This is a genomic window from Undibacterium sp. TJN19 (assembly GCF_049339485.1).
GTDB lineage: Bacteria > Pseudomonadota > Gammaproteobacteria > Burkholderiales > Burkholderiaceae_D > Undibacterium.
Map to the genome: position 1 here is coordinate 1,428,003 of NZ_JBMPPL010000001.1, position 26,505 is coordinate 1,454,507.

Below are 26,505 nucleotides of genomic sequence, written 5' to 3' on the forward strand. Positions count from 1 at the left end.
CGGAAAAGAAAAATAACAAAGGCAGCAGAATACCGGCAATATGCGAGGATTTTCAAATTTAATCCGCAACAGTATTCAGGTGTTAACGTCCTGACAAACCATACCGGCGCATGATCTTGTCGATATCGCCATTGTCCTGCATGGACTGGATGGCATTATTAAGTTGCTCTATCTTCCACAAGGATTTATGCGACAGCGCGCATTGCGTCTGAACGACAGAAAAAGCCGTTCTGGAGGATTTGAACGCAGCGCGTTTGCCGGGGAAGTTCTTGAAATAGCCTTCGATTTCACTGTCAGAACTGATCATGGCATCGGCTCCGTCGAGTTGCAGCATGCGAAACATGCTGGGCACATCGGTCAAATCAACCCGCTTGATTTTGCCTTCATTGAACTGGCTGGTGATTTGTGGATAATGGTAGCCCAGTTGCACTGCCAGTCTTTTACCTTCCAGTTGCTGCGGGAAGTTTTCCAGTAAGAGCTTGTCTGACAATACGACCACGCGTTCGACCTGTGGGAAAGTAGCTATAGTCCAGCTGACTTCTTTCGGCAGATCAAACCAGGCAGGGCTGGAATAACACATGAGGTCAGCATCGCCCTGAATCACAACATTCTCAATGCGGCGGCGTGAATAGCCGGTATAGGTAACATGCGCCGATAGTTTTTTAGCAAGCTGATCGGCAAAGTCTTTTTGCAGGCCGCCTATCAGTTGCCGGTTCTTGTCAAAAACATTGAGAGGGTAATCGAGATTTTCATACACAGCAAAACGCAAGGTTTGCTCTGCGGCTTTCGCAAGTCCAGCTGAGAATGCAGTGACACAAACGCACAGGACAAGGCCAGTCAGGCGCAAGCATCGCAAAACTTGTCTGCCCGCGGATGTGTGCTGCTTTTCCATGTCTGCATCTGCCTTCAACATTATACTGCTACCAAGACTGTCTACTCTCGCGCAAAGCCACGCGCCCCTTGCAAACCACCGGTATGTATTGCCAGCACGCTTGCGTTTGAAGCCAGGTAACCATCATGCCACAATTGGCGCAGGGCAAACAGCATTTTGCCTGTGTATACGGGCTCCAGAGCAATACCCGTCTCGTTTTGGAAACTGTCGCAAAAACTCAGCAGCTCAGCACTGACCTTGCCGTAACCACCATGATGAAAATCCGTCAACAATTGGTAATTTTGACAATCCGGGTAAGCCGCTTCACCAAGCAGACGACTGATTTCATCTCGCAGATAGCCGGCATTTTTAATGGCGGCGATACCCCATACCTGTCCGCGACCGGCCTGGCCAGCCAGCACACCTGCCAGGGTTGCACCGGTGCCGCAAGCCAGCACGGTATGGTCTGGCATAAAAGGCAATTCTTCGACCAGTTCTGCCACGCCACGCAAGGCCAGCGCAGCACTGCCACCTTCTGGCAGCCACAATACATCAGCCTCAGGCAGGTCAACATATTGCTGCCAGGCCAGTGAATCAAGCCGCAGCTTGCGATAGGACGCACGGTCAACAAAGCACACCTGCATGCCCATCTGACGGATATCGTCCAGCATGGCGCTATGCATGCCTTCGGCACCTCTGACCAGGGCGGTCGCGGGTAAGCCCGCCAAAGCAGCTGCATGTGCCAGCGCATGCAGGTGATTGGACCAGATCCCCCCCATGGAAACAAGATGTGCCTTACGCCCCTGCAAGGACTGCAAAGGGTATTTCAATTTGCGGAACTTGTTGCCAGACACTTGTGGATGCAGCATATCATCACGCTTGATCCATAAATTCATGCCGGGAAACAGTCTGCTTTCGACTTGCTGGCAAGGCGAGGCTTGAGTGGTGAACAACATGCTTGGCAGAAATCTCGTGGTCAATGGTAAAGTGGCATTGTAGCGCCTGATACGTGCGCACCACGTCCGAATATGCCGGAACTCGCTGGAGAGGAAATGCCGACAGATATTAATCAAGCTTTAGTCAACGCACGACAGCAACTCAATGAACTGATCAAGCAGGTCAAGACCGAAGGCCAGCAAGATAATCTGCTACCTGCGCTGGAAACTGTACTGACCCAATTGGACAGCATGGCGCGGCATGACCATCTGACAGGTGCCCTGAACCGGCGTACGCTGATCGCCATGCTGGAAGGTGAACTGGCCCGCTCTTTTCGTACCGGCCACACGTTCACGCTTGCCGCCATTGCCATCGACGGGCTTGAGCAGATACTGGAACAACATGGCCAGGCTGCCGCCCGCCAGGTCTTGCAACAGGTTGCCAAAGAAGCACTCACGATGCTGCGTACCCTGGATTCTTTCGGCCGTGTTGCGGCCAATGAATTTGCCATCGTCATGCCCACCACCTGGCTGGAACAAAGCCGTAAAGCCATCGCCAGGCTGAAGCTACGTATAGAACAAACCGACTGGGAAAGCATTTCACCCGGACTGAAAGTGACATTCGCTACCGGTTTGACCACCAATGCGCATAAAGACAGCGCCGAAAGCATGCTCAAACGCGCCAGCAATGCCTTGCATGCTGCGCGCAGCCAAGGCGCAGATAAAATCATGGAAATAGAGCCGCCGCTTCCCGATTACGATCCCAATGCTGAGGATTAAGGGAACTTGTTCGCCTGAAATGGAACCAAGTGAACCAGGCAGTGCATAAACTGCATCAATAAAAATTCATATCAGGGAAAATCATGCGCAAAATTCACATGCGGCCGCGGATGCTGCCTGCACTGCTAGCGGCAATGCTGACCAGTGCCTCTGCTGTTTCTTCGGTCCATGCGGCCTCTTTGGCTTCCAGTGTGACAAGTACCACAGGTGCTTTAGTTGCCGGCACCGCCGATGAAAAAGCGGACAGCGCGAAGCTGCGTGCCGAATACATCCGAAAAAATTACGCCAAATTTGAATACCGCATCCCCATGCGTGACGGCAAGCTGCTGTTTACTGCCGTGTATGTTCCCAATGATGCCAGTGACGGCAAGCGGTATCCGGTCTTGCTGAACCGTACCCCTTACTCAGTCGCGCCATATGGCGGTGACCAGTACAAAACCATGCTGGGGCCGACCGGAGAATATGAAAAAGAAGGCTTCATCTTTGCCTTTCAGGACGTACGCGGCACTTATATGTCTGAAGGTGAATTCGTCAATATGCGGCCACATATTGACCATAAAAAATCCAGAACCGATATTGATGAAAGCACCGACACCTATGACAGCATAGAATGGATGCTCAAGCATTTGCCCAGCAACAATGGCAAATTCGGTCAGTGGGGTAATTCCTATCCTGGCTTTTATACCTCAGCAGGTGCCATTGATGGTCACCCGGCATTAAAAGCCATATCACCACAGGCACCTATCGCCGACTGGTTCCGTGGTGATGACATGCATCGCAATGGTGCCCTGAATTTGCAGATGGCTTTCGGATTCTTCTACAGTTTCGGCCAGCCAAGGCCGCAACCGGTGAGCAACCCGGCCTGGAAAAACTTCAACTTTGGCACACCCGACGGTTACCAGTTCTTCCTTGATCTCGGCTCCGTTGCCAATGTCAACACACGTTATTTCAAGGATGGCATACCGTTCTGGAATGAAATTACGGCACATCCCAATTATGATCATTTCTGGCAAAGCCGCAATATCCTGCCACACCTGAAAAACATCAAGGCCGCCGTGCTGACCGTCGGCGGCTGGTATGACACCGAAGATTTGTATGGCCCTTTGAATACCTACAAGGCCATAGAAAAACAAAACCCTGGCATACAAAACACGATAGTGATTGGCCCGTGGACGCATGGCGGCTGGTTCCGTACCGATGGTGAAAAAGTCGGTGATGCAAATTTCGGCTACAAGACCGTACAGACATATCAACCGGTGGAACTGGCCTTCTTCAAGCATTACCTGAAAACCGGTGACAAACCGGCGCTGGCTGAAGCCTGGATGTTTGAAACCGGCGTCAACCGCTGGCGTGGTTTTGATCAGTGGCCACCAAAGGAAAGCAAAGACCAGACCCTGTATTTCCATGCAAACGGTAAATTGAGTTTTACTGCGCCCGCCAATAGTGATGCACAATTTGATGAATACCTGAGCGACCCGGCCAAACCCGTGCCCTATACCACCGAGATTGCGACGCGCTGGAGCAAGGACTATGTTGCTGCCGACCAGCGCTTTGCCACCAGTCGCCCTGATGTGCTGACCTGGCAAAGCGATGTACTGGAAAAAGACGTGACCCTGGCTGGCCCGCTGAACGCTGACCTGTTCGTCAGTGTCACCGGCACCGACGCTGATTTTGTCGTGAAGCTCATCGACGTCAACCCGCCTAACCTGGAAGTGGATGCACAAACCAATCGCGGCAACCAGCAAACCCTGGTGCGTGGTGAACCTTTCCGTGCGCGTTTCCGCGATGGTTTTGAAACGCCCAAGCCTTTCGTCCCCAACCAGGCCACCGCGGTCAAGTTTGCCATCAACGATGTGTTCCACACTTTCCAGCGTGGTCACCGCATCATGGTGCAGGTGCAGTCAAGCTGGTTCCCGTTTATCGACCGCAACCCACAAACTTTCGTGCCGAATATGTATGAGGCCAAAGACAGTGACTTCATCAAGGCCACGCATCGTGTCTATCACAGCAACAGTCAGCCCAGCGCCTTGCGCGTGAAAGTTTTGCCTGCGCTGGATGAGTAAAAAAAGCCGCCCAGCCCAGCACAAGGGTTGGGCGGCATTTACTTCATCTTGAAGCGCTACTGGCCACTATTAAGCCGCGCTGCTATGCGGCAAGCTCAACGGATTTTTTCACTGGCTGGAATACCACCAGCCAGGTCGCCAACACCACAAAGGCACAACCAATTGCGGTATTGAGCGTAATGGTTTCATGCAGGAATAAATATCCCCATAACAGCGCAAACAGCGGTATCAGGAAGGTCACGGTCAATGCCTTGGTTGGCCCCACATTCGCCATCAGGCGAAAATAAATGAGGTAGGCCACCGCGCTGCACAGCAATGCCAGCGCCACTGAAACGATGGCAATAGTGGTCGTGATCTCACCTTGCACAGGCACGAGCGGCAAGAACGGCAGTAAGACCACGCCTGCACCCACCTGTGAACCCGTCGCCATTTGCATGGGTGTAATGGCGCTGAGTTTTTTCTTGGTATAAACACCGACTATCGCATAGCACACCGTGGCACCGACGCAGGCGAATACGGCCAGCACCAGTTTGCTACTGAATTCCACCGGCCCCAGCCTTACCAGAAAAGCCACGCCAGCAACGCCAACTGCCATCCCTGCCATCTTGCGCAGTGTCAGTTGCTCACCCAGGAAAAGTGCCCCCATCAATGCACCCCACAAGGGACTGGTGGCGTTCACGATCGCTGAATAACCGGCAGGTATGCTTAAGGCTGCATATGAATACAAGGCAAAGGGCAAGGCCGAATTGACTGTGCCCAGTATCAGGAAAGACTTCCAGTTCTGCCGGAAATTCATCGCCCTTTGGGTGAACAGCATCATCGCCAGCAAGACAATACCCGCCAGTCCTACCCTTACCTCTGCGGTCCATAAAGCACCCAGCACAGGCGCAATCACGCGCATGAACAGGAAAGACGCGCCCCAGATGGCGGCCAAGGCAATCAAACGTAATAAGTCACTGCTGCGCATAAAAACTCCGTCATCACAATGCGCGCAGCATAGCAAGCCGGACAAAAAGTTGCTGGCAGTTTTCGGACATGGCAAAACCCCGGGTCAGAATTTTGGATGTCAGGGTTTCATGGACTTTCGTTCTGACCATCCCAGACCTGTTACCGCGACCAGCACGCAAGCGATCCCGGTCATTTGGTGGCTATTGACAGGTTCGCCCAAAAAAGTCATCGCCAGCAAGACCGCGGATACCGGAGCCAGTGCAGTAAAAAGTGATGCTTCGCTGCCACTGACGCGCTGCGCTCCCGCATACCACAGCAGGAAACCCAGCACGGTCGGTATCAGTGCATAGTAAGCCACTGCCCATAGCGAATTCACCGTAATGCTGCCAGTCCATGCAGGTTCAAAAAGAGCGAGTATGGTGGCGGCCAGCAGCCCCATTCCGGTCATCAATGTGGACATGGCCAATGGAGGGATACTGGTCTGTATGCGCTTGTTCAACAAGATGAACAAGCCCTCGCATAACACCGCGCCAAATACCAGGCTATTGCCCAGCAGAGAATGAGCGCTGTCAGCATTAGTATCAGGGCAAAAAACTATCGACAAGACGCCAGCAGCAGCCAGCGCGATCGCCATCAGTAAAAAACGGCTGGGACGTTCGCGCAGCACAAAGATGGCGATAGCCGCAGCGACAAATTGGCAAGGTGCCAATGATAACCCCGGCATCGGCCGCCGAAGTCAGCCTCACACCCGCAATCAGCAGGCTGGTGTAACCTACACTGCCAGCGACAGCCTGTATCAACAAGATCAGCCATTCTGCGCGCCTTAATTTGGGCCAGGCAACACCCGACACACGCATCAAGATCAAAAATACGGGAAAAGCCAGAGCAAAGCGCAAAGCCGTTGCCGTGAATGGTGGCAAGCCGGAAGCAATGATCTTGCTAGCCACCACCGTACTGCCCACCATCAGCATGGCCAGTGCCAGATACATATAAGCCTGAAATTTGCCCTTCATCGTTGACTCCAAAGAGTGTAGAAAAGGGACAAGCGTGGCAGCTTACCAGCAGGCCGTCTTGAACAAAATTGCAGACAGGTGTGGCAGGTCAATTCAATGTCGCATACGCACCAGGGGAAATACCATAATTCTTGACGAATAAACGTGTCATATGACTTTGGTCGGCAAAACCGCTTGCCATGGCCACATCGACCAAAGGGCTACCGTCAGCGATCAGGCGACGGGCCAGGTGGATGCGGCGCTGTAGCAGGTAGGCATGCGGCGTAAAACCTGTGGCTTTAGCGAAGGCACGTATGAGCTGGAAGCGGCTTAATCCACTTTCATTCGCCAGATCAGACAGTGTAATCAGCGCGCCAGGATTGTCATCGATCAGATTGCGCGCATGGACAATCGCACCGGGCACGGCCACAGTGCATGGTTTGTCACTATGCGCTAGCGCTGTGCCGGCAAACAGCAGCAACATCAATTCTTCCAGTTGCAGCGCGCTGCTGTGATGCGGGCCTGCGGTCATGACAGAAAACAAGCGCTGCACGCACTGCGCGATGGCAGCGTCCTGAATGACTGGCTGGGTAAACTCACCATGGCTTTTTTTTCCTTCACTGATGTCGGCCAGCAGCCCGGCAATCAGGGACGGTTCAAAATACAGCATATTCCATGCGCGGCCAGACTCACCAATAGGTGTTCCATCATGTATTTCACCAGGATTTACCGTAATGACATCACCAGCAATTGCCTCCACCATGCCACGACCGCTGAGTGACTTTTGCGCGCCATGTGAAATGACACCTATCCCAAACTGGTCATGTATATGACGTGCAAAGCTCAGACTGGAATGAGCCTGTATCGCTTCAACACCGTCCATGCGGCAAGCCAGCATTTTGAATTGTTTTTGTATCATTTTGTAAGACGGTGTTGTTTGAGTCCACGTGAAATGGAATGCCATATTATGCTTTGTTCCGGCATTTTTCTGTACTTGCCGAGAATTTTCCAGAGACAAACATTCCTGACCCATTCATCAGCTCACCGCTGGCAGCTTGTGTGGGATTAGCATCTCTCTATTGATAAGCCTATCAGACCGGAATCCATATCATGGCCATTACCAGTACTTCATCCACTTTATTGACTGCCGCCATAGGCGCATTTATTGTCTGGCGTATCGTCTCGCGCGTCCGTCGCATGGTAGGCAGACAAAAATATTCAAAGGTCCGCGCCACTCTCACGGTCCTTGTTTTCCCTATCCTCATCGCACTGATACTGTTTGGCGTACATACCCATATGGATACCGTGCTGGGCATGCTGGCTGGTATGGGTGTCGGGGTAGGTCTGGGCATGTATGGACACCGTCTGACCAAATTCGAAAACAGTGCAGCCGGCAAATTCTACACTCCCAATGCCCACCTGGGCATTGCCCTGTCGCTGTTGCTGATAGGCCGTATTGCATGGCGCATGGGCACACTGTATTACACCACCCAGTCTTTCACTGCGCCACCAGGCGACTTGAGTAGCAGCCCGCTGACGCTGTTCCTGTTTGGCATGCTGGCAGCGTATTACATTACTTTTGCCATCGGTCTGCTGCGCTGGGCGCGCAATGCGGATGCCGGTGTATCGCCGGAACCGGTTAATGCAGAACTGGTTGAAAATGAGCCGGTCAAGTAATAAAACTCATTTCATAGTCAAACCAAAAAATTGCTGCGTGTTCAATTGCACCTGCTGTGTCAGGCTCACAGGTGATACCCGTAAAATGGCGGCGACAGCTTCCAGCACTGTCGCCAGATACATAGGCTCATTACGGCCAGCATCTGGCCGCATAGCCAGGTTACGCGGCAAAAGGAAGGGGGCATCGGTTTCTATCATCAGGCGCTCTTTGGGCAGCAACCTGACTGCCTTGCGCAAATCATCCCCTCGTCTTTCATCGCACACCCAGCCCGTAATACCAATGTGACAGTCGAGATCCAGGTATTCGCGGATTTGCGCTGTGTTGCCGGTAAAGCAGTGGACCACTGCGCCTTTCAGATGTGGCCGGTATTGCTTGAGCAAGGCAAAGAAAGCATCATGCGCATCGCGTTCATGCAAGAACACGGGCTTTTGTATTTCCACCGCCAGTTGCAACTGGGCTTCGAAGCAGGCTAGTTGTTCGGCTTCGGGTGAAAACATGCGGTTGTAGTCAAGACCACATTCACCAACTGCGACGACTTCTTTCTGCACGGCCAGCGAGGCGATGGTTTTGGCGACCTTGGCATTCCAGTTCTTTGCTTCATGCGGATGAACGCCTGCGGTACAGCTCAGATATGCGCCATGTTGACGGGCAAGGGTCAGTGCGTCCTGGCTGGCGCGCTCGGATGTGCCGGTGACGATGATGTGTGTCACACCGGCAGTTTTGGCACGATCGAGGACAGCATCAAGGTCAGCATGAAAGCGACGATTGGTCAGGTTCGCACCGATATCTATCAGTGAAGGTTTTTGTATCATGGTATTCCTGTTATTGTTATTTTTGGACTTATCTGGTCGCTCAATCAACAACGATTGAGGATATTCTGAAGCAGTAACTGCGGGAGAAAATCGTCTGGATTAATCCAAATCTTGTTTTATAAAAAATAGGCGCCGGGTTCGACGCCAGCGCCATCATAAATCCGGTTAGGAAAAAACATCAAGTGATTTGTTGCCAGACTGTGGGATTTCAAGCAACCGTCTACATGGGCTTGAAGCGCCACGCATAGGCCTGACTGACCTTGAGTTTTTCTTCGATACCGCGTAATTCCACGGTATATTTACCCAGTTCATCCCTGTGCGCCCGCGTGATGGCATCGGCACGCACGACCACGCCACGATGGATTTGCCAGAAAATTTCGGGATCAAGGCCATCCATCAATTCTTTCAGGGGCTTGCGTACATGGGCTTCGTCGTCATGGCAAACCACGCGGGTATATTTTTCGTCGGAGCTGAAGAACAAAATCTTTTCAACCGGGAACATCTTGATGGTGTCGCCGACACTGGCACTGATCCAGCGTATGCGTTCCACATGCGTGTTACGCAGGCGCTTGTCGAGTTCAGACATGAGTTGACCAAGATCATTGACAGGTTGTTTGCTGGCCATGCGCTCTTTCAATCGCGTCACGGCTTCCAGCAACCTGGCTTCTGAAACCGGCTTGAGCAGGTAATCGATGGCACCTGCGGCAAACGCATCAATGGCGTGGCTGTCATAGGCGGTGGTGAATACGGCATGACAACGCCCCTTCACTGCATGCGCCACATCCAGACCCGTCATGCCGGGCATGCGGATATCGAGGAAAGCAATGTCAGGTGCGGATTGGTGTATGGTTTCCAGCGCATCGGCACCATGTTCGCATTCAGCCACAATCTCCAGCTCTGGCCAGACCTTGTTGAGCATGCGGCGTAATTCCTTGCGGGGCAAATCTTCGTCATCGGCAATGATTGCGGTGGTCATCAAAGTCTTCCTGATATTTTTTAAATTTAATCTTCCAGCGGCAGCAGGATAATTGCCGCGACACCACCTTCAGGCCTGGCTTTCAATACCAGACTGGCACGCTGGCCATACATGGATGCCAGTCGTTCGTGGATATTGGCCAGGCCAATACCAGAACCTGAACTGCTGCCGGCAAAGCCGACACCGTTGTCTGCCACGGTCAGTTCCAGCATGGTCTCACCATTATGTTCAAGCTGTCTGGCATGCACGCTGATATGTACCGGGCCTATCTTGGGTTCTACCCCGTGTTTGACAGCATTCTCAACCAGTGAAATCAGCATCAAAGGCGGCAAGGCGGCATCTTTGACATCGCTGTCCACGCTGTAGCTAAGGCGGGGGATGCGTGCATGCATCAGGCCGAGGTAGGCACTGGCGGCTTCCAGTTGCTGCCTCAGCCTTGCCTGGGCAGAGCTGCCATCATTACGCATTTGCGGGATGGTAGCACGCAGATAATCAACCAGATGATCAACGATGGCGGTGGCCCTGCCAGGTTCGGTCAGTATCGCGGAGCGCACACCTGCCAGGGTATTGAACAGAAAATGAGGTTCTACCTGTGCAGCCAGCACGGACAGGCGCAATTCTGCTTCACGCCTGGCATCCTGCGCCAGCTTCAGCTCATGCAGGCGCATGACTTCATGCAGGCGTTTTTTCTGGCGAAAGAAATACCACAGGTCGACTGCACCGGCCGTGTAGATGAGCAGCCCGCCAGACATGAACATTGAAAATCCCTGCAATGCGATTTTCAAAGCGGGCGCATCTTTTGGCAACGCGATTTTCACCGAAGGAGGATGCGCTGTTTTTTTCTTCACTTCTTCATTGACGACCGCCTCTTGCTGGTTTTCTGTTGTTGAATTGCGGTCTTTATTGGTAGCGCCTATGGATCCCGCAACGGCAAACTCAACATCACCGCCGCCAAACACCAGGTATTTGGTCAAATAACTAACGCCAGAAAACACGCCGTAAGAACATGCCGCACCAAACAACAAGGCAGTCGTCAACAAGACCGCTTCTTTTTTTGCCTGAAATGCCTTGCCTCTGACCCACACTGCAATGGCAGGGCCAAACAAATGCAGGGCTGTTCCACCTAAGGTCAGGGGAATAAAGGCGGCGGCAGTTTTGCGCACATCGCTGTCAACCAGCCAGCTACCCATAAACACCAGCAGGTCGACGATGGCAAACAAGCCTATCCATGCCTGTGCGCGGTAACGGAACCAGGTGCGGGAAAAAACCGGGTAATTGCGGGCGCGGGTCAGCCAGGTCTCACTCTTGGCCGTCACTTCCGAGGGCAGGAGTTGTTCAGAGGTATGCAAATGTTGGGACATATTGGTGGGGTAAGACATCGCAATTCCTTATGCAGTTTTGCTTAGTCTATGGTTTAACCGGGGAACATGGAATAAATGCGACAAAACTCGCAGATCAGGGATGAAACCTGATTTTGTCAGGATAAACTCAATTGGCGTCGGGATTAGCGTCGGATTCGCTCTCACCTTCGGCGGCCGGTGCCCTTTGTGCTTTGGCGATACGCAGTACCGTATTGCGGATGGAACTCAGCACCGCCACGGAGTTGAAAGGCTTGACAATAAACCCATGTACACCGCGCTGCTGGGCAGCCTGCAGGGTAGGCGCATCGATTTTTGCTGATACCAGGAACAGCAGGGTTTTTGGCAGTTCAGCACGTATCTTGTCGAGCAATGCCAGGCCTTCCGCATCGGCTTCGCCTATATCCACACAGATTACCTGGGGTTTGAGCTTGATGATGCGCGCCAGACTGGCGGGACTGATGTTGGCGTCTCCCACCACTTCATGACCACCGTTCACCAGAACGGAAGCGAGTAAATTGCGGGCGACAGCATTCGCATCCAGGATGACAGCTTTAAGCATGGGAAACCGTTGAAAGAGGTTACATGCATATTAATGCAAAACATTAAGTCCGGGTAAGTTCATGTAAAAAAGGCAGCAGATCTGTCGTATCTGCCGCCTTTTTGCTTATCAGGAAATTAAATTTCAATCCTTGCCATTTTCTGGCTTGGCATTTTTGACATAGGTTTCCAGCCAGCGATCCTGCTCCCACAGCATATGCAGAATGGATTCACGGGCGCGGTAACTGTGGCTTTCGTTTGGCAGCATGGACAAGCGTGTCACCGCTCCCAGACCTTGCAGCGCCTGGTACATGCGCTCACTTTGCATGGGGAAAGTGCCGGGATTGCTATCCTGCTCACCGTGGATGAACAAGATAGGGTCCTTGAACTGGTTGGCATAATTAAAAGGCGACATTTCCAGATAGACTTTTTTCGCTGTCCAGAAATTCCTGTCCTCTGCCTGGAAGCCAAAAGGTGTCAGGCTACGGTTATAAGCGCCAGAACGGGCGATGCCCGCACGGAATAAACGGGTATGCGCCAGCAAGTTGGCTGTCATGAAAGCGCCATAGCTATGGCCACCGATGGCGATACGGCTGCGGTCTGCCACGCCGAGGCGTACCACTTCTTCAACAGCAGCTTCGGCATTCATCTTCAACTGTTCAAGATAAGTGTCATTCGGCTCTTTCTTGCCTTCACCGACGATAGGCATACTGGGGCCATCCAGCACGGTATAACCTCGTGCCAGCATCACCTGGGGGCCGGTGAAAGAAATGCGGTTGAATTTGTATGGTGAACTGGTCACCTGGCTGGCCGCTTCGGCAGTCTTGAATTCACGCGGGTAAGCCCACATCAGCATGGGACGCGGGCCATCACGCTTGGGGTCATAGCCCGGTGGCAGGTAGAGGGTGGCAGTCAGTTCGACGCCGTCTTCACGTTCGTAACGTATCTGTTGCTTCTTGATACCCTTGAACTGTGGCGTAGGGTGTGGGAATTGTGTCAATGCACGCGCCGCCACATTGCTGCTCAGGTCATGCAGATAAAAGTTCGGCCTTTCTTCATTTGATTCACGACTGCTGACAAAGCTGCTGCCCTTGTCATTGAGCAAAGCCACCACTTCTTCATAATAAGGAGCCTGTGAACGCCACAAGCGGTTTGTCTGCCTGGTGGACAGGTCGAATTTGTCGAGGAAGGGGCGGTCACCTTCGGCGCTGGCACCTGTGCCGGTCAGGAAGATGGCTTTGCCATCGGCACTGGTGCGCAAGACCTGGCGACCATAGGCATTCTGGATAGTCACCGGGGTACCGGGGTTGCTGTACTGATCTTCCGATTTGCGGCTGATCAGCAGTTCTGGCTTGCTGTCGGCCACGCCAGGCTGTATGCGCCACGTACGCGTATCCCTGGTCTTCCACCAGTTTTCAGTGACCAGTGCAAGGTTGTCACTGCCCCAATAGATGCTGGCAAAACGCCAGCCCATGTCCATCAGTTTATGTGCAGGCGCATCAAACGGCGCTGCCTGCTGGAACAGGGCATCGTGGATTTTGCTGTTGACTTCAGGGTCACCTCCGGCCTGCGCTTCCAGCCAATACAGCGTGGCAGGTTTGTCATTGCGCCAGCCAAAATCACGCGGCCCTGCCTGTACTGCGTCATTGCCGGTTGGCAAGCGCTCACGCATGGGGCGCTCTGCCACGGTTTTGACTTTTTTACCCTGGTTATCCCAGATTTCTATCAGCTGACCAAAACGGTCTACTGGCAGCATGGTGGAATAAGGGCGGCGCAATTGCGTAGTCAGTATCAATTTGCCATCAGGTGATGATAAGGACTTGATCAGCGTCATGGGGTGACCGATACGATGGACTTCGCCTTTCACGTTGACGAAACCCAGTTGTGTCTGCAATTGCCAGTCCAGTACGTCACTGTCGCGTGCGGTCCTCAGCATGTCGGGATAGGTGCGGTTTTGTGAAGCCTTGCCGCCCTTGCTTTCCTGCATATTCGGTCCGGCAGGAATCACGCTGGCTGGCGGTAATTCTTTCTGGTGCAGAGGAAGCAGCCTCACCAGTAATTTTTCTGATCCTTCGGTCCAGGAAAATCCGGGGCCGGTCACCGCGTTGAGCTTGTCTGTCATCAAACGGCGCGCACTGGCCTTTTTCACATCAAGCAGCCACAGTTCGACACCATCGTCGACCCAGATGCTGAACGCCAGCCATTGTTCATCAGGTGACCAGGCGGTTTCTGCAATCTTCAGCCTGGCAGGCAGACCGCCGATGTCGCGTGCCTTGCCACTGGCGATATCAAGCAGGCTCATGCCATTGCCAAAATCAAAATGACTGGCGGCACGGGTACGGGGATTGATGCGCAAACCCGCCAGTTTCAATTCTGGTTGCGACACATCGGCGATGCCGGGCAATCCAGGCAAACTCAGCAATAAAGCTGTCTTGCGCTGCGGCCCAAGCCGAAATATCGGCCCACGCGGGGCATCGACCACGGCCTGCAATTCGGCTGGCGGCAGTTGATACCCTGCCTCTGCCACATTGCCAGCCAGCAGCGGGCCGCTGGAAGAGGCAAGCAAGCCCAGCGTACCAAAGAAAAACAGGGATTTGATGCGAAACATAGGAGAGCTCATCTTGAATTTTTTAATTTTTATTTATACAGCGCCAGCATGACACCATGAAAATACAAGGTCTGGAAGAAGACTGGAGTTGCAACAACTTTAATTCAGTACCAATAAAAAAAACGACCGCCCCTTTTCAGGAGCGGCGTTTGCTTGCATTACCGTGTAGCCGATAAAGAGAAATGACTTGATATTATTTTGCTATCGGCGCAAAACCGTTGGCAGTGATGTCGAGCTCAGTCACTTCACCATATTTGGCAGCAATTTCGCGTATGACTTCTGCTTTGCCAATCAACAGCATTTGTAGTTTATCGCGTGGAAAATGTTTGTCTACTAAATATTTTGCTTTCTCCAGGTTCAGACTATCGACATCACGCATGAAATTATCAATCTGTTCACGTCCTACTTTGGCGACAAACATCTCACTTAACAAACCGGCAAGTTGCTGATTGGTTTCAAAGCGTGGCGGGTATTGCCCTTTGACATAGGCCTTGGCTGACTCCAGCGTTGCAGCATCTATGCCCTTGTCCCACAGGCGCTGATAAGTCTTGGTCGCCAGGGCCAGGGCCGCATCGGTCTTGGGAGTCGCCGTAAAGCTGGAGACGGCAAAGGTGCCCGCTTCTGAAGGAGTATAAAACGCGCTGCTGGCACCATAGGTGAGGCCGGAATTAACGCGTAATTCGTCGTTGAGCCACGAAGTAAAGCGCCCGCCCAGTATGGTGTTGATGACTTGCAGCGGTACATAGTCAGGATCATTGCGGGCGATACCAGCCCCACCGAACAGGAAGGTGGTTTCAGCCGCGTCTGACTTGTTTACCAGCCATACACGTGCCTTGTCGGCCTGTACTTTTCCTTTGACCGCGGCAACAGGCATGGGGCCGGCAGCCTGCCATTTGCCAAACAGGGCTTCGAGTTGCGTCCGCATGGCGGAGGGTTTGAAATCCCCTACGATAACCAGCGCTGCATTCTCGGGGCGGTAGTAGCTTTTATGGAAATGTTGCGCGTCCTGTGTCTGCAAGGCAGTGACACTGCTGACTGTACCCTCGACAGGGTTGGCATAGGCACCATTGCCATACAACATGCTGCGGTAATAATTTTGCACCACGTTGCGCGGGCTTTCCTTGGCTTGTTTCAGACCGTCAACAGTACGGGCACGCAGCTTGCCGAATTCTTCTGCATTGAATGTCGGATGCTGAAGCGCGTCGGCAATCATGGGCAAGAGCGTGTTGCTATCGTCGCGGGCAAAATCAGCATTCAGGGACGTGGCTTCAGCACTGGTGCTGCTGGCAATACGCCCACCGTGGAAATCAAAGCTCTGGTCCAGGGTTTTTTTATCGAATTTGCTGCTGCCCAATAGCAAGGCGTCGCCTGTCAGATTGGACAAACCGGATTGCGCCGCATCGTTCACAGCACCCGCCTTGACCACGGCGCGCACAGCAATCAGTGGCACATCATGGCGTTCCATTAAATAAATGGTCAGGCCATTCGAGAGCTTGCTGGTTTCAAATGCCGGCAGGCGAAATTCGGCGGCATCAGTATTCGCGGCCAGCAGACTAAAACTGGTCAGGCTGAGTGCGAGGATTTTTTTGCTGATCATCTGCTTATTCCTCCGCTGCGGCGAGAACGCCGACAGTACGTTGTGATTTTTTAAAGTATTTTGCCGCCACTGCTTTGATATCAGCCACAGTCAGCTTGCGATAGGCATCAGGCGCATCAAACAATTTTTTGTAGCCACCAAAATACACCTCGTATTCGCCCAGTTGGGCTGCCTTGCCATTGATGGTCTCCTGAGTGCGATAAAAGTTCAGGAGTTTCTGGTTCTTGGTTTTTTGCAATTCTTCTTCGCTGACACCGTCTTTTACCAGCTTGTCGATTTCTGCCAGCAAGGCCTCTTCGAGCCTGGCGGCGGGTACCTTATTGGCAGCAACGGCAAAGAAATTAAACAGGCCAGGGTCGAAAGCCTTGCCATGATCAGCACCGACCTGTGTTGCCAGTCGCTGATCAACCAGGGCCTGGTACAGGCGTGAGGTTTTGCCATCGGTCAAAATGCTGGCGATCACACTCAGCGCATAATAATCAGGATGACTGGTCGGCGGCATCTTGTACGACACCATCAGATTGGCGGAAGTAGCCGACTCTTTACGGACAAACACGCGGCGCTCTCCCTTTTGTTCAGGCTCGACAGTACGCACTACCGGTGGCAAGGCACGCTGGGGAACATTGGCAAAATACTGTTCAGCCAGACGCTTGACTTCATCAGCCTTCACATCACCGACAATGACAGCGACCGCATTATTCGGTGAATAATAGACATTGAAATAGCGTTGCAGATCATCTTGCGTCCAAGCTTTGATATCAGACTCATGACCTATGGTCGGAATCGAATACGTGTGGGCGCGAAAGGCGGCCGCGTAGACTTCACCCCACAAGGCGCGCAGATTGGAATTTTCCAAACCGGTGCTGCGTTCAGACAAAACCACGCCGCGTTCGCTTTCCACCATTTTCGGGTCGATGCTCAGATTGGCGATGCGGTCGCTTTCCAGATCAAAAATGGTTGGCAGGGCCGATGCGGGAAACCAGTCCTGGTACACCGTCAGGTCATTATTGGTATAGGCATTGTTGGCACCACCGTTGGCTTCCATGGTGCGGTCAAACTGCTTGGGGCCGAATTTCTTAGAGCCGTTGAACATCATGTGTTCAAAAAAATGTGACAGGCCGGTAATGCCAGGTACTTCATTGCGTGAGCCCACTTTCCAGAAAGTGTACATATTCGCATTCGGGATCGTGGTATTTTCCAGCACCAGAAACTTCATGCCATTTGGCAGCGTAAATGTCTTCACCTGCTCGACGGTGACCGCTTGCGCCGTACCGCTGATACTGCCCAAGAGTCCTAACAGGCTGCCAGCGGCAACCAGGGTTTTCCACTTCATTGTTGATCTCCCTTTATTTCTAAAATGACTATGACCTGAAAAAGTATTCCAGGTTCAGATTTCCCGTCGACAGCATTGGCTCATGACATCTACCAAATCCGGCCATCTGTTTATTTGATATCAAACGAGTAAAAAATTGAATTTTTCACACCATATCTGCAAATTGCTTTCGTTGCAAATTCTCACGATGAATTCATAGAATGCTGTTTCTGGCGGGAACTAGGCGGCATACTATGCATATCAGCTAAAGAAACAGCTTCACATCCATTAATGATGACAATGACAACAACAATAGAAAATACGCGCTTCGGTTTGCGCGCCAAAATGCTTTTCGCCGTGCTGGCGATGGTACTCATTGGCTTTACCGTCACCATCAGCCTGCTGACCAACCAGGCCAGCACGATGCAGCAAAATTCAGCCGAACAATATGCACGGCAACTGGCCATCAATAACGCGGGCAAGGTCGCAGAACGTATCAACCTGGCTTTGCATGCCGCACGCAGTCTGGCGTTTGAACTGGGCGCGATGCAGGCCAGTGGCACAGCTGACCGCGCCAATGCTGACCTGCTGTTGAAAAGTGTACTGGAAGGCCATCCTGAATTTACCGGCGTCGGTACGATCTGGGAGCCGAATGCCTTTGACGGCAAGGACAGCGAATTCGTGAAAAAAGAAGGCCATGATGCCACCGGGCGCTATCTGCCGTACTGGAACCGCGGCAGTGGCAAAACCCAGGTGGAAGCACTGACCGACTATGACAAGGAAGGTGCAGGTGACTATTACCTGCTGGCGAAGAAGAGCGGCAATGAAGTCTTGCTGGAACCGTATATGTACAAAATTGCCGGCAAGGATGTGTTCATGACCACCGTCACCGTGCCTGTCAAGGTCAAGGGACAGTTTGTCGCCGCTGTCACGGTAGATTTACCGGTCGCTGGTTTTCAGGAAGATGTCAGCAAGATCCATCCTTACGAAACCGGTTATGCCAGCCTGATTTCGAACAAGGGCATTTACATCGGCGATGCGGATGCCAAAAACGTGGGCCAGAACATAGGCGACAGCAGCGCAGCAAATGCGGCCAAGGCCGCCATCAGGCAGGGGCAAACCTATAGCGACAGCTTTTATCATGAAGGCATGCAGTCTGCCGTGAACCGTATTTACGTGCCTGTGCAAATCGGCACGACGACCACACCATGGTCTTTCGTTATCAGTGTGCCGGCTAATAAAATCCTGGCGGATGTCCATTACTTGCGCAATACCGCCATCCTGATCGGTATCCTCAGTGTGCTGGTGGTATCTGCCATCCTGGTTTTTGTCATCAACAAGCTGGTCATTGCACCACTGGGTGGTGAACCGGATGTGGCTGTCAATATTGCCAGGAGCGTAGCTGAAGGCAACCTGACCACCGTCGTCACATTAAAACCAGGCGACCAGAGCAGCATGCTGTATGCGCTGCACCGCATGCAATTGCAACTGACTGACATGGTTTCGCACATCCGTGACAGCAGCGAATTTGTATCCAATGCTTCTGGCGAAATCGCCATGGGCAATATCGACCTGTCGCAAAGGACTGAAAACCAGGCCGCCTCGCTGGCACAAACCGCCAATAGTGTAGAGAGTCTCAACAACACCGTCAGGCAAAACGCTGACAACGCCGAACAGGCGCGTCAACTGGCCGTCTCCGCAGCGCAGACCGCCCAGCGTGGCAGCACGCAGGTGGATAAGGTGGTCAACACCATGGGTGATATTTCTGCCGAATCGAAAAAAATGTTCGACATCATTGCTGCCATAGAAGGGATTGCTTTCCAGACCAATATCCTGGCCCTGAACGCGGCAGTAGAAGCCGCACGTGCCGGTGAACAGGGTCGTGGCTTTGCGGTAGTGGCATCGGAAGTACGCAACCTCGCACAGCGCAGCGCAATCGCGTCGAAAGAGATCAAGGCATTGATAGAAAACTCTATTGCCAAAGTCGACCTGGGTTCGGGGGTGGTGGAACAGGCAGGCAAGACCATGACCGAGATTCTGGCGTCGGTACAAGGTCTGTCGACGATCTTGAAGGAGATTTCCAGTGCTTCGTCAGCGCAAAGCCAGGGTATCGCTCAAATTACTTCTGAGATCAGCCTGATGGATCAGACAACCCAGCAAAACGCAGCGCTGGTAGAAGAATCAGCTGCTGCGGCCGCGTCACTGAAGGAAGAAGCGCAAAAACTGTGGCAGGCCCTGATGGTATTCAAGGTGAAATAAAACCCTGCATTCATTCCCGCGCCATGTCCTTCTTGGAGCTTATTGCCGCTTATTGTGCCGCTGTTTGCAATTTGTGCATGGCCAGCAATGCCTGAGAAAACACCTCGGGCTGGTAGCCGCGTATCAAGCGGTTGCCGATGATGATGACAGGCACACCTTCGCCGCCCAGAGCAGCATGCCTGGAAGCGGCAACGGCAGATTTCTCGACATCAAGGTCAATATAGTCCACCTTGTTTTCAGCAAAGTAGGCACGCGTCTTTTTGCAAAAGCTGCAATTTGCCGTGCTGTACATGACGACGTGCGTTTTGGCATCGGGAAAATGACTAGCGTAATTACCTTCTGCATAGTCTGCCTTGAACAGCATTGGCACGCGCGGCACAACATAGCCGATCAAAAGTCCTGCCGCGATAATTGAAGCATAGGTAAACATCGTTTTTGTTTTTTTCATACCGTCTCACCTTATCGTTTTTCTCAAACCTGAAAGTGACCATCAACGCGAAGTTGATGGTCAGCTTTTTTCAGCGAGCCAGCCTCAGGCTACAGGCGTAAATACCTTGTACCCTGGCTGACGACAGTCCACCAGTTTTAATAATCTGGATAACCGTCCAGGCAATCTGCCATGCACTCGTTGTAGGCAACGGAACCACGTGGTGCTACCTGGATACATTGCTTGTTGCAAAAATAAAACGGTGGCGGGTACGCGAATGCGGCGCTGCATCCTATGGCCAGCACCAAGGTGATAATTTTTTTCGTGGTTGATTTAAACATCTTAAGTCTCCTGTTTTTTTAAGGTGGTATTACAAACCCAGGTAATTGCCACCCTTTCAACTACCTGGTTTTTTTATACATTGCCAGCGATTTCAGCCTCTTGTTCGCCATGTCTTTGATCATGCATTGGTCATGCATTGGCCATGTTAACAAGCTGGACTGTAGAGAAATTTACATTTGATTAATATTGTAGACATGCACTATAGGCAATTTATTGCAATTTGCACACCATACGAAAGTACTAAATATTTGCACTTTTAATACTGTTTTTGTAAGTAAGTGTAAGCAGAAATGCCTATGCAGAAGCTGGTCTAAAAGTAAATTTCAGTCATTTTAAATATATCAAGCTTTGCTGCGCCGCAACATATGTCTTTCTATATGAATTTTTTGTCGTGGTAAGCTACGCGCCGAATTGACTCAATTCAGATCATTTCAGGATACGCATTGAAAAAAATTTTGCGGTCCAGCTTCTTTTAGACAAAATAAATCATGGAGAGCACTTTGAACAAAATTCAAACGCCAGGTGCACACACTATCCTGGGTCACCCGGATAGCTTGTTTGTGCTGTTCTTTACAGAAATGTGGGAACGGTTTTCTTACTACGGCATGCGTGCCCTGCTGGTCTTGTTCCTGGTCACCAGTGCCGCCAAAGGTGGCTGGGGCTGGACACGTGCCGATGCAACGGCCCTGTATGGCTGGTATACCGGCCTGGTCTACCTGACCCCTATTCTCGGTGGCTACATTGCCGACAAGGTACTGGGTAGCCGCCGCTCTGTCGTTCTGGGTGGCTTTATCATTGCTGCCGGTCACGCCTGCCTGTTGTTTGATACCCCAACGATGTTCTATACCGGCCTGGCGCTGGTGGTAGCGGGTACAGGTTTGTTCAAACCAAATATATCCGCCATCGTTGGCCAGTTGTATACCAAGGACAATGAAGGTGGCCGTGATGGTGGCTACACACTGTTTTACATGGGTGTGAACTCTGGTGCTTTCTTCGGTATTCTCCTGTGCGGTTATATTGGTGAAAAAATTTCCTGGCCTATGGGTTTTGGTCTGGCAGGTGCTTTCATGCTGTTGGGTGCGATCCAGTTTTACTTCGGCCAGGGCATTTTCGGCGATGTTGGCTTGGCCAAGTCGCAACAAGGCAAGGATGTTGTTGAAGTCGAAGAAGCTGCTCCCCATATCGTCTCTGACCGTCTGAAAGCAATTTGCGTATTCTCTTTCTTCACGATCTTTTTCTGGTTTGCTTTTGAGCAGGCCGGTGGCTCGATGACGATTTTCGCCTCTGACTATACCGACCGCGCACTGGTTGGTACCAGCGGCATGCTGTTCAAGATCGTCAACAGTCTGATGACAGTGATACCGACCGTTATCCTGTCATGGTTGTTGATCAAGCTGTTCGCAGGTACGGCAAAACGCTATCTGCTATCGAATGCCTTGCTGGTCATATGTATCGGCCTGATCTGGGTACTGGTGATCTGGATGTTGCAGCGTGAATTCGCTCTTGATCAATCCAGCGTACCTGCGACCTGGTTTGGTGTGTTGAATTCTTTCTTTCTGGTTATCCTGGCACCGATGTTTTCCAAGATGTGGGAAAAATACTGGAAGCCAAGCGGCCCGATCAAGTTTGGTGTCGGCCTGATCTTACTGGGTCTGGGTTTTGCCGCCCTGTCTTATGGTGCATCCAGCATCCCTGCCGGTGCAAAGACCGCTTCGGTCAGCATGGTCTTCCTGATTGCTGCCTACTTCTTCCATACCATGGGCGAGCTTTGCATTTCGCCAGTTGGCCTGTCGTATATCAGTAAGCTGGCGCCACCACGCCTGCTGGGCCTGATGTTCGGCGTGTGGTTCCTGAACACCGCCATTGCAAATAAAATTGCTGGTTCCACAGGCAGCTATATCGATCATATTTCTGAAACCTATTCCTTATCCACTTTCTTCCTGATCTTTACGCTCATCCCGATTGTTGCGGGTGTGGTGTTGATGCTCATGAATAAATGGATGGAAAAGAAAATGCACGGTATCCATTAATATCAGTTGATACCTGTTTTGCCCTGCAAATAAAAAAACCCCGCCAGATGATACTGACGGGGTTTTTTATTGCCTGACCGGCCCCTCTATTTCAGCTCGGCAGCAACAGGCGATAGCCAACAGCCGTTTCGGTTTGCAGATACAGCGGCAGGTTCGGTTCATCTTCGAGTTTTTGCCGCAAACGCCCCATGAAAATGCGCAGGTAATGTCCATTTTCAGTATGCGATGGCCCCCAGACTTCGCGCAATAATTGCGGGTTGCTGACCACACGGCCTGCATTGGCTGCCAGCACTGACAGCAAACGGTATTCGGTCGGCGTCAGATGCACCACCTGTCCGGCCTTGGTCACCAAATGCGCTTTCAGATCCAGCCTGACGTCACCAAACTGTAGCGTGCCATCGCCATCACCGGGGCGCTGGCGGCGCATGACCACTCTTACCCTGGCCATCAATTCTGCGACGCCAAAAGGCTTGGTCAGGTAATCATCGGCACCGGCATCGAGTGCTTTGACCTTGATGTTTTCATCGTCACGGGCCGACAAGACGATGATGGGTATCTGTGACCACTTACGCACATCACGTATGAAATCAAGACCATCGCCATCAGGCAGACCCAGGTCAAGGACAATCAGGTTAGGTTTGCGGGTACCGGCATCAATGAGGCCACGCATCATGGTTTCGGCAATATGTATTTGCCAGCCTTCTGCTTCCAGCGACATACGCACAAAGCGCCGGATTTGCGGCTCATCTTCGACCAGCAGGGCAACATTACAGGGTTCACTCATGCCAACTTATTCCATCTCGATTGCGGCCAGGGCATGCAAGTCTTCTGCTGTGCCCAGCGGTAAATAAAATTCAAAACAGGCACCACCCTGCTGCGCCTGACGTGCCAGCATGCGGCCACCATGTGCGGCAATGATGGCGCGGCAAATGGATAAACCCAGCCCCATGCCTGGTTGCGCCGATTCACGCTCACCGCGTGCAAATTTTTCAAAAATCGCTTCTTCGCGCCCAGCGGGTAAACCAGGGCCATCATCAGCAACACTGACCACCAGCATGCCGTCGGCAACTTCGGCGGCAATCGTGATGATCGTGCCTGACGGTGTGTATTTACTGGCATTTTCCAGCAAATTGCATAATACGCGCTCCAGTAACACGGCATCATAACGCAGCAATGGTATCTGCTCACCCATGCTGACCTGTATCTGGTGCCGACCCAATGACAGTTTACAGGCACGCACTGCACTGCCCGTTACTTCCTGTATCGCCTGCCATTGCAGATTGAGTTTGACTTCACCGCTTTCTATACGCGCCATGTCGAGAAGATTATTGACCAGACGGCTCATGCGCAAGGCTTCATCACGCAAGGCCATTGCCAGTTCATGCTGCTGGGGGTCTAACGCGGGTTTTGACAAGGACAGGGCTTCTGATAAACCCACCAGCGATGTCAGAGGTGTACGCAAATCATGTGACAGTGCCGACAGCAGGGAGTTACGCAAGCGTTCTGACTCCATCCTGACCAGCGCATCCTGGGCCACGTCAACATAGTGCACACGTTCCAGCGCAATCGCGGCCAGGGCGGCGAAAGTGTCAAGATGCTTTCTTTGTTCAGGTACCTGCATCCAGTGCCTGACATCAGCCTGTATCGCCAGTATACCGCGCGTACGCATGGGGGCAACCAGCGGCAGGTAAAGTATGCCGGACTGCACATCGTTTGTCGGCCCGGTCAGCTCGGCATGGTCAAATGACCATTGTGCGGTTTCCATATCGAGCGCACTCATATTGACGACGTTGTCATATTCTGGCCCGAACACCGCCGGATATTGCAAGCGGCCTTCTGCATTTGGCAGCAGCAGACTGGCCTTGGCTTGAAACGCGTCTTCAATAAAATTGCGGCAGATATCAAAAATCTGTTCTGTCTGCAAGGCAGCAGACAAGGCGCGTGCAAATTCATTGAGGGCATTCGCACGCAGTTCACGGTATCCGGCCACCCCCGCCTGCACGCTGATATCAGCCGTCAGCTTGGCAGCCATCACACCAGCTACCAGCACAAGTACCAGCGTGAGCAGATACTGCCAGTCATCTATCCAGAACGAATAACGCGGTGAGACAAACAGAAAATCGAAACTCAGTGCTGCCAGCACGCTTGCCAGTAAAGCAGGCCCTCGTCCCAGCCGCATGGCAACCGCAAACACGCCCAGCAGCAACAGCAAGGCACTGTTTGCCGGATCCAGATAAGGGCGCAAAGGCAGGGCAATCAATACCGTAGCCAGGATTGCCGCGACAGCCCAGGCGTAACGCTTGCGCCCGGCAGATACAGGCGTACTGGTCGTCTTAGAGAGAATGGCTGACTTGTCAGCTTTAGGCCGGCGTACGATCTTGGCAACCTGGTTTTCACCATTATTGCGGTCAGCATGGCGTCGGATTGCCAAGTCACGCAAGGCCATCAGATGTCCTTTGCGAAGCTGCGGCACAGCGTCGCTACCGCCGCGCAATTTACCGGCCTGAAAACGGGCGATCAATTCATCCACAGGCAAATCGACCAGGATCACTTCATCAGCATTGTCAAACATGCCGTCAGGTATGGTCGCATTGACTGCCGCACCGGTAATGGCGGTGACTGCCGCGTGCAAGCCTTCCAGGTCTTGTACATTGACGGTCGTATAAACGTCAATGCCTGCCGACAGCAGCTCACGCACATCTTGCCAACGTGCCGTATTTGGCTGCGCTTTTTCTTCCGGCAAAACATAATTTCTTTGCGCCAGTTCATCAATCACCAGCAAATCAGGAGGGGCTTTCAAGACCCCTTGGAAATCAGGCAGGCTTTCCCCGTCAGACCCAGCCTGTCCTGACAAGGCCAGTAACTCGGTTTGCAGCGCAAGTACCTCTGTCGCCTGCACGGCGACGATATCGAACAAGACTTTACGGCCGAGCATTTGCTGTTGACGGGCCGCCTGTAACATTGCATAGGTCTTGCCGACGCCATTGGTGGCACCAAAATAAATGCGCAGCTTGCCACCTTGCTTTTCTGCGCTTGCAGTTGATTTCAGGTTCATAAAAATCAGTATAAACCAAGCCTGCCGAATAGCGCAGTTCAAAATAGCAAGCGACAGCGGTAATCCTGCCTGGCGATTACCACACAGATTGCAGTCTTGTTTACTTCCTGTTTACGTTCATCGCAAAAGTCATTACTCAGCATTTACGCCTTCGTTGCTAAGCTTCTTTCATGGCAAAAACATGAAGGAGAGAAAAATGAACGATAGAAAAGAAGGCCTGGCAGCATGGCTTTTACATGGTGCAAAAGATCTGGTCTGGCAGGACGAAACGCCACTTCGCACGCAACAAAATGCAGGCACCACAGCCGTGGAAATATCTGTGACAGAAAGAACAGATAAGCAATCTGACGCGGCCACGCCAAACAGCCAGCCAGCGAATGCCATGACGGCAGAGTTATTGGCCTTGATTCTGGAAAGACCCACTGCTTACTCGGCTTTGAAAGAAGCCATTGAAGCACTTGCAGAATTGCCCATGGATGAAGCAACCCGTTACCGCTCTGCCTTCGCTGTACTGAAAAAAACCCAGCAGCGCACGGTAGAGCAAGTGGTACAGGCAATTGCCACGCATATGGATGTGCTGACAGCAGAGCAGACCCGCTTTGCGGGGCAGTCGCGCAGCGCAGAAGACGATGAAATCAATGCCCGCATTGCAGAAGTAAACGCTTTAAACAGCGCAGTAAGCCAGGGCCGTCAGCAAATTGAAAACCTGCGCAAGGAAACTGAGTTGCGTATACAGAAAATTAATGAAGACCTGGAACACAAGCAAACCCGCTCTGCTGAACTGGAACGTGAAGCCGAAATGCGCAAACGTGCCATTGAAAAAACCATACAGGATTTCAGCACTGCGGCAACCAGCGTGAGAGCAAGTCTGGAAGCGGACCAGCAAAGAGTGACGCGCCATCTGGGCGTGACAGTCTGAAAC

General features: G+C 52.2%; 23 protein-coding genes. 6 read left to right on the forward strand and 17 right to left on the reverse strand.

All coding sequences use genetic code 11. From position 1 onward, the window contains the following. Positions 1–82: 82 nt before the first annotated feature. Both ACO0LH_RS06500 and ACO0LH_RS06505 read right to left on the reverse strand, forming a co-directional pair. On the reverse strand, positions 83–769 hold the full coding sequence (locus ACO0LH_RS06500; protein ID WP_422940211.1) for a substrate-binding periplasmic protein: 687 nt from the start codon (positions 767–769) through the stop codon (positions 83–85). Between the two features lie 164 nt (positions 770–933). After that, on the reverse strand, positions 934–1,827 hold the full coding sequence (locus ACO0LH_RS06505) for a 1-aminocyclopropane-1-carboxylate deaminase/D-cysteine desulfhydrase (RefSeq protein ID WP_422940212.1): 894 nt from the start codon (positions 1,825–1,827) through the stop codon (positions 934–936). Between the two features lie 96 nt (positions 1,828–1,923). Here ACO0LH_RS06505 and ACO0LH_RS06510 point away from each other — a divergent pair, with 96 nt between their 5' ends. Together ACO0LH_RS06510 and ACO0LH_RS06515 are read left to right on the forward strand one after the other, a co-directional pair. After that, the gene (locus ACO0LH_RS06510; protein ID WP_422940213.1) at positions 1,924–2,586 is read left to right on the forward strand and encodes a GGDEF domain-containing protein; all 663 of its coding nucleotides are present in this window, start codon (positions 1,924–1,926) and stop codon (positions 2,584–2,586) included. 83 nt (positions 2,587–2,669) lie between these two features. After that, a complete protein-coding gene (locus tag ACO0LH_RS06515; RefSeq protein WP_422940214.1) occupies positions 2,670–4,649 on the forward strand; it encodes a CocE/NonD family hydrolase in 1,980 nt (659 codons plus the stop codon). Between the two features lie 82 nt (positions 4,650–4,731). Here the strand turns inward: ACO0LH_RS06515 and ACO0LH_RS06520 are convergent, their stop codons facing one another. The 4 genes from ACO0LH_RS06520 to ACO0LH_RS06535 all read right to left on the reverse strand — a co-directional run bounded on the left by ACO0LH_RS06520 (position 4,732) and on the right by ACO0LH_RS06535 (position 7,508). Then, positions 4,732–5,616: a DMT family transporter gene (locus tag ACO0LH_RS06520; protein WP_422940215.1), complete on the reverse strand. Its 885-nt coding sequence runs from the start codon at positions 5,614–5,616 to the stop codon at positions 4,732–4,734. A gap of 99 nt (positions 5,617–5,715) precedes the next feature. Continuing rightward, positions 5,716–6,231: a DMT family transporter gene (locus ACO0LH_RS06525; protein WP_422940216.1), complete on the reverse strand. Its 516-nt coding sequence runs from the start codon at positions 6,229–6,231 to the stop codon at positions 5,716–5,718. Further along, positions 6,179–6,610, reverse strand: coding sequence for a DMT family transporter (locus ACO0LH_RS06530; RefSeq protein WP_422940217.1), 432 nt, complete (start codon positions 6,608–6,610; stop codon positions 6,179–6,181). Before ACO0LH_RS06530 ends, ACO0LH_RS06525 begins: the two co-directional genes overlap by 53 nt. An 88-nt stretch (positions 6,611–6,698) precedes the next feature. Then, the gene (locus tag ACO0LH_RS06535) at positions 6,699–7,508 is read right to left on the reverse strand and encodes an AraC family transcriptional regulator (RefSeq protein WP_422940218.1); all 810 of its coding nucleotides are present in this window, start codon (positions 7,506–7,508) and stop codon (positions 6,699–6,701) included. Between the two features lie 191 nt (positions 7,509–7,699). Between ACO0LH_RS06535 and ACO0LH_RS06540 the strand changes: the two genes are divergently transcribed. Further along, positions 7,700–8,266: a hypothetical protein gene (locus ACO0LH_RS06540; protein ID WP_422940219.1), complete on the forward strand. Its 567-nt coding sequence runs from the start codon at positions 7,700–7,702 to the stop codon at positions 8,264–8,266. A 6-nt stretch (positions 8,267–8,272) separates the two neighbouring features. Here the strand turns inward: ACO0LH_RS06540 and ACO0LH_RS06545 are convergent, their stop codons facing one another. The 7 genes from ACO0LH_RS06545 to ACO0LH_RS06575 all read right to left on the reverse strand — a co-directional run bounded on the left by ACO0LH_RS06545 (position 8,273) and on the right by ACO0LH_RS06575 (position 17,491). After that, on the reverse strand, positions 8,273–9,079 hold the full coding sequence (locus ACO0LH_RS06545) for a TatD family hydrolase (RefSeq protein ID WP_422940220.1): 807 nt from the start codon (positions 9,077–9,079) through the stop codon (positions 8,273–8,275). 220 nt (positions 9,080–9,299) lie between these two features. Beyond that, a complete protein-coding gene (locus ACO0LH_RS06550; protein WP_422940221.1) occupies positions 9,300–10,055 on the reverse strand; it encodes a LytR/AlgR family response regulator transcription factor in 756 nt (251 codons plus the stop codon). Between the two features lie 26 nt (positions 10,056–10,081). Then, a complete protein-coding gene (locus ACO0LH_RS06555) occupies positions 10,082–11,434 on the reverse strand; it encodes a sensor histidine kinase (protein WP_422940222.1) in 1,353 nt (450 codons plus the stop codon). A gap of 109 nt (positions 11,435–11,543) precedes the next feature. After that, a complete protein-coding gene (locus ACO0LH_RS06560) occupies positions 11,544–11,975 on the reverse strand; it encodes an ANTAR domain-containing response regulator (RefSeq protein WP_422940223.1) in 432 nt (143 codons plus the stop codon). Positions 11,976–12,098: 123 nt separating this feature from the next. Then, complete coding sequence (locus ACO0LH_RS06565) at positions 12,099–14,561, reverse strand: prolyl oligopeptidase family serine peptidase (protein WP_422940224.1); 2,463 nt, start codon at positions 14,559–14,561, stop codon at positions 12,099–12,101. A 193-nt stretch (positions 14,562–14,754) separates the two neighbouring features. Next, positions 14,755–16,158 carry a M16 family metallopeptidase gene (locus tag ACO0LH_RS06570; RefSeq protein ID WP_422940225.1) on the reverse strand — a complete coding sequence of 468 codons (1,404 nt, stop codon included), beginning with the start codon at positions 16,156–16,158 and terminating at the stop codon, positions 14,755–14,757. A 4-nt stretch (positions 16,159–16,162) separates the two neighbouring features. Continuing rightward, positions 16,163–17,491, reverse strand: coding sequence for a M16 family metallopeptidase (locus ACO0LH_RS06575; RefSeq protein ID WP_422940227.1), 1,329 nt, complete (start codon positions 17,489–17,491; stop codon positions 16,163–16,165). Positions 17,492–17,770: 279 nt separating this feature from the next. Here ACO0LH_RS06575 and ACO0LH_RS06580 point away from each other — a divergent pair, with 279 nt between their 5' ends. Continuing rightward, positions 17,771–19,729, forward strand: coding sequence for a methyl-accepting chemotaxis protein (locus ACO0LH_RS06580; RefSeq protein ID WP_422940228.1), 1,959 nt, complete (start codon positions 17,771–17,773; stop codon positions 19,727–19,729). Positions 19,730–19,778: 49 nt separating this feature from the next. Here the strand turns inward: ACO0LH_RS06580 and ACO0LH_RS06585 are convergent, their stop codons facing one another. Both ACO0LH_RS06585 and ACO0LH_RS06590 read right to left on the reverse strand, forming a co-directional pair. Next, the gene (locus ACO0LH_RS06585; RefSeq protein WP_422940229.1) at positions 19,779–20,177 is read right to left on the reverse strand and encodes a glutaredoxin family protein; all 399 of its coding nucleotides are present in this window, start codon (positions 20,175–20,177) and stop codon (positions 19,779–19,781) included. A 137-nt stretch (positions 20,178–20,314) separates the two neighbouring features. Continuing rightward, positions 20,315–20,497 (reverse strand): hypothetical protein, encoded by a 183-nt coding sequence (locus ACO0LH_RS06590; protein ID WP_422940230.1) that lies wholly within the window; start codon positions 20,495–20,497, stop codon positions 20,315–20,317. A gap of 501 nt (positions 20,498–20,998) precedes the next feature. On the opposite strand from ACO0LH_RS06590, the gene ACO0LH_RS06595 reads away from it, so the two are divergent. After that, the gene (locus ACO0LH_RS06595) at positions 20,999–22,528 is read left to right on the forward strand and encodes a peptide MFS transporter (RefSeq protein ID WP_422940232.1); all 1,530 of its coding nucleotides are present in this window, start codon (positions 20,999–21,001) and stop codon (positions 22,526–22,528) included. A 91-nt stretch (positions 22,529–22,619) separates the two neighbouring features. Here the strand turns inward: ACO0LH_RS06595 and ACO0LH_RS06600 are convergent, their stop codons facing one another. Further along, positions 22,620–23,312 carry a response regulator gene (locus tag ACO0LH_RS06600; protein WP_422940234.1) on the reverse strand — a complete coding sequence of 231 codons (693 nt, stop codon included), beginning with the start codon at positions 23,310–23,312 and terminating at the stop codon, positions 22,620–22,622. A 6-nt stretch (positions 23,313–23,318) separates the two neighbouring features. Continuing rightward, positions 23,319–25,583: an ATP-binding protein gene (locus ACO0LH_RS06605; RefSeq protein ID WP_422940235.1), complete on the reverse strand. Its 2,265-nt coding sequence runs from the start codon at positions 25,581–25,583 to the stop codon at positions 23,319–23,321. Between the two features lie 196 nt (positions 25,584–25,779). On the opposite strand from ACO0LH_RS06605, the gene ACO0LH_RS06610 reads away from it, so the two are divergent. Beyond that, on the forward strand, positions 25,780–26,502 hold the full coding sequence (locus ACO0LH_RS06610) for a hypothetical protein (protein WP_422940237.1): 723 nt from the start codon (positions 25,780–25,782) through the stop codon (positions 26,500–26,502). Positions 26,503–26,505: the final 3 nt, after the last annotated feature.

What these genes read in the sequence shown, in the direction of transcription:
- ACO0LH_RS06505 (WP_422940212.1), bottom strand. Translation starts at nt 1,827, where the DNA reads ATGTTGTTCACCACTCAAGCCTCGCCTTGCCAGCAAGTCGAAAGCAGA.
- ACO0LH_RS06510 (WP_422940213.1), top strand. Translation starts at nt 1,924, where the DNA reads ATGCCGACAGATATTAATCAAGCTTTAGTCAACGCACGACAGCAACTC.
- ACO0LH_RS06515 (WP_422940214.1), top strand. Translation starts at nt 2,670, where the DNA reads ATGCGCAAAATTCACATGCGGCCGCGGATGCTGCCTGCACTGCTAGCG.
- ACO0LH_RS06520 (WP_422940215.1), bottom strand. Translation starts at nt 5,616, where the DNA reads ATGCGCAGCAGTGACTTATTACGTTTGATTGCCTTGGCCGCCATCTGG.
- ACO0LH_RS06525 (WP_422940216.1), bottom strand. Translation starts at nt 6,231, where the DNA reads ATGGCGATCGCGCTGGCTGCTGCTGGCGTCTTGTCGATAGTTTTTTGC.
- ACO0LH_RS06530 (WP_422940217.1), bottom strand. Translation starts at nt 6,610, where the DNA reads ATGAAGGGCAAATTTCAGGCTTATATGTATCTGGCACTGGCCATGCTG.
- ACO0LH_RS06535 (WP_422940218.1), bottom strand. Translation starts at nt 7,508, where the DNA reads ATGATACAAAAACAATTCAAAATGCTGGCTTGCCGCATGGACGGTGTT.
- ACO0LH_RS06540 (WP_422940219.1), top strand. Translation starts at nt 7,700, where the DNA reads ATGGCCATTACCAGTACTTCATCCACTTTATTGACTGCCGCCATAGGC.
- ACO0LH_RS06545 (WP_422940220.1), bottom strand. Translation starts at nt 9,079, where the DNA reads ATGATACAAAAACCTTCACTGATAGATATCGGTGCGAACCTGACCAAT.
- ACO0LH_RS06550 (WP_422940221.1), bottom strand. Translation starts at nt 10,055, where the DNA reads ATGACCACCGCAATCATTGCCGATGACGAAGATTTGCCCCGCAAGGAA.
- ACO0LH_RS06555 (WP_422940222.1), bottom strand. Translation starts at nt 11,434, where the DNA reads ATGTCTTACCCCACCAATATGTCCCAACATTTGCATACCTCTGAACAA.
- ACO0LH_RS06560 (WP_422940223.1), bottom strand. Translation starts at nt 11,975, where the DNA reads ATGCTTAAAGCTGTCATCCTGGATGCGAATGCTGTCGCCCGCAATTTA.
- ACO0LH_RS06565 (WP_422940224.1), bottom strand. Translation starts at nt 14,561, where the DNA reads ATGTTTCGCATCAAATCCCTGTTTTTCTTTGGTACGCTGGGCTTGCTT.
- ACO0LH_RS06570 (WP_422940225.1), bottom strand. Translation starts at nt 16,158, where the DNA reads ATGATCAGCAAAAAAATCCTCGCACTCAGCCTGACCAGTTTTAGTCTG.
- ACO0LH_RS06575 (WP_422940227.1), bottom strand. Translation starts at nt 17,491, where the DNA reads ATGAAGTGGAAAACCCTGGTTGCCGCTGGCAGCCTGTTAGGACTCTTG.
- ACO0LH_RS06580 (WP_422940228.1), top strand. Translation starts at nt 17,771, where the DNA reads ATGACAACAACAATAGAAAATACGCGCTTCGGTTTGCGCGCCAAAATG.
- ACO0LH_RS06585 (WP_422940229.1), bottom strand. Translation starts at nt 20,177, where the DNA reads ATGAAAAAAACAAAAACGATGTTTACCTATGCTTCAATTATCGCGGCA.
- ACO0LH_RS06590 (WP_422940230.1), bottom strand. Translation starts at nt 20,497, where the DNA reads ATGTTTAAATCAACCACGAAAAAAATTATCACCTTGGTGCTGGCCATA.
- ACO0LH_RS06600 (WP_422940234.1), bottom strand. Translation starts at nt 23,312, where the DNA reads ATGAGTGAACCCTGTAATGTTGCCCTGCTGGTCGAAGATGAGCCGCAA.
- ACO0LH_RS06605 (WP_422940235.1), bottom strand. Translation starts at nt 25,583, where the DNA reads ATGAACCTGAAATCAACTGCAAGCGCAGAAAAGCAAGGTGGCAAGCTG.
- ACO0LH_RS06610 (WP_422940237.1), top strand. Translation starts at nt 25,780, where the DNA reads ATGAACGATAGAAAAGAAGGCCTGGCAGCATGGCTTTTACATGGTGCA.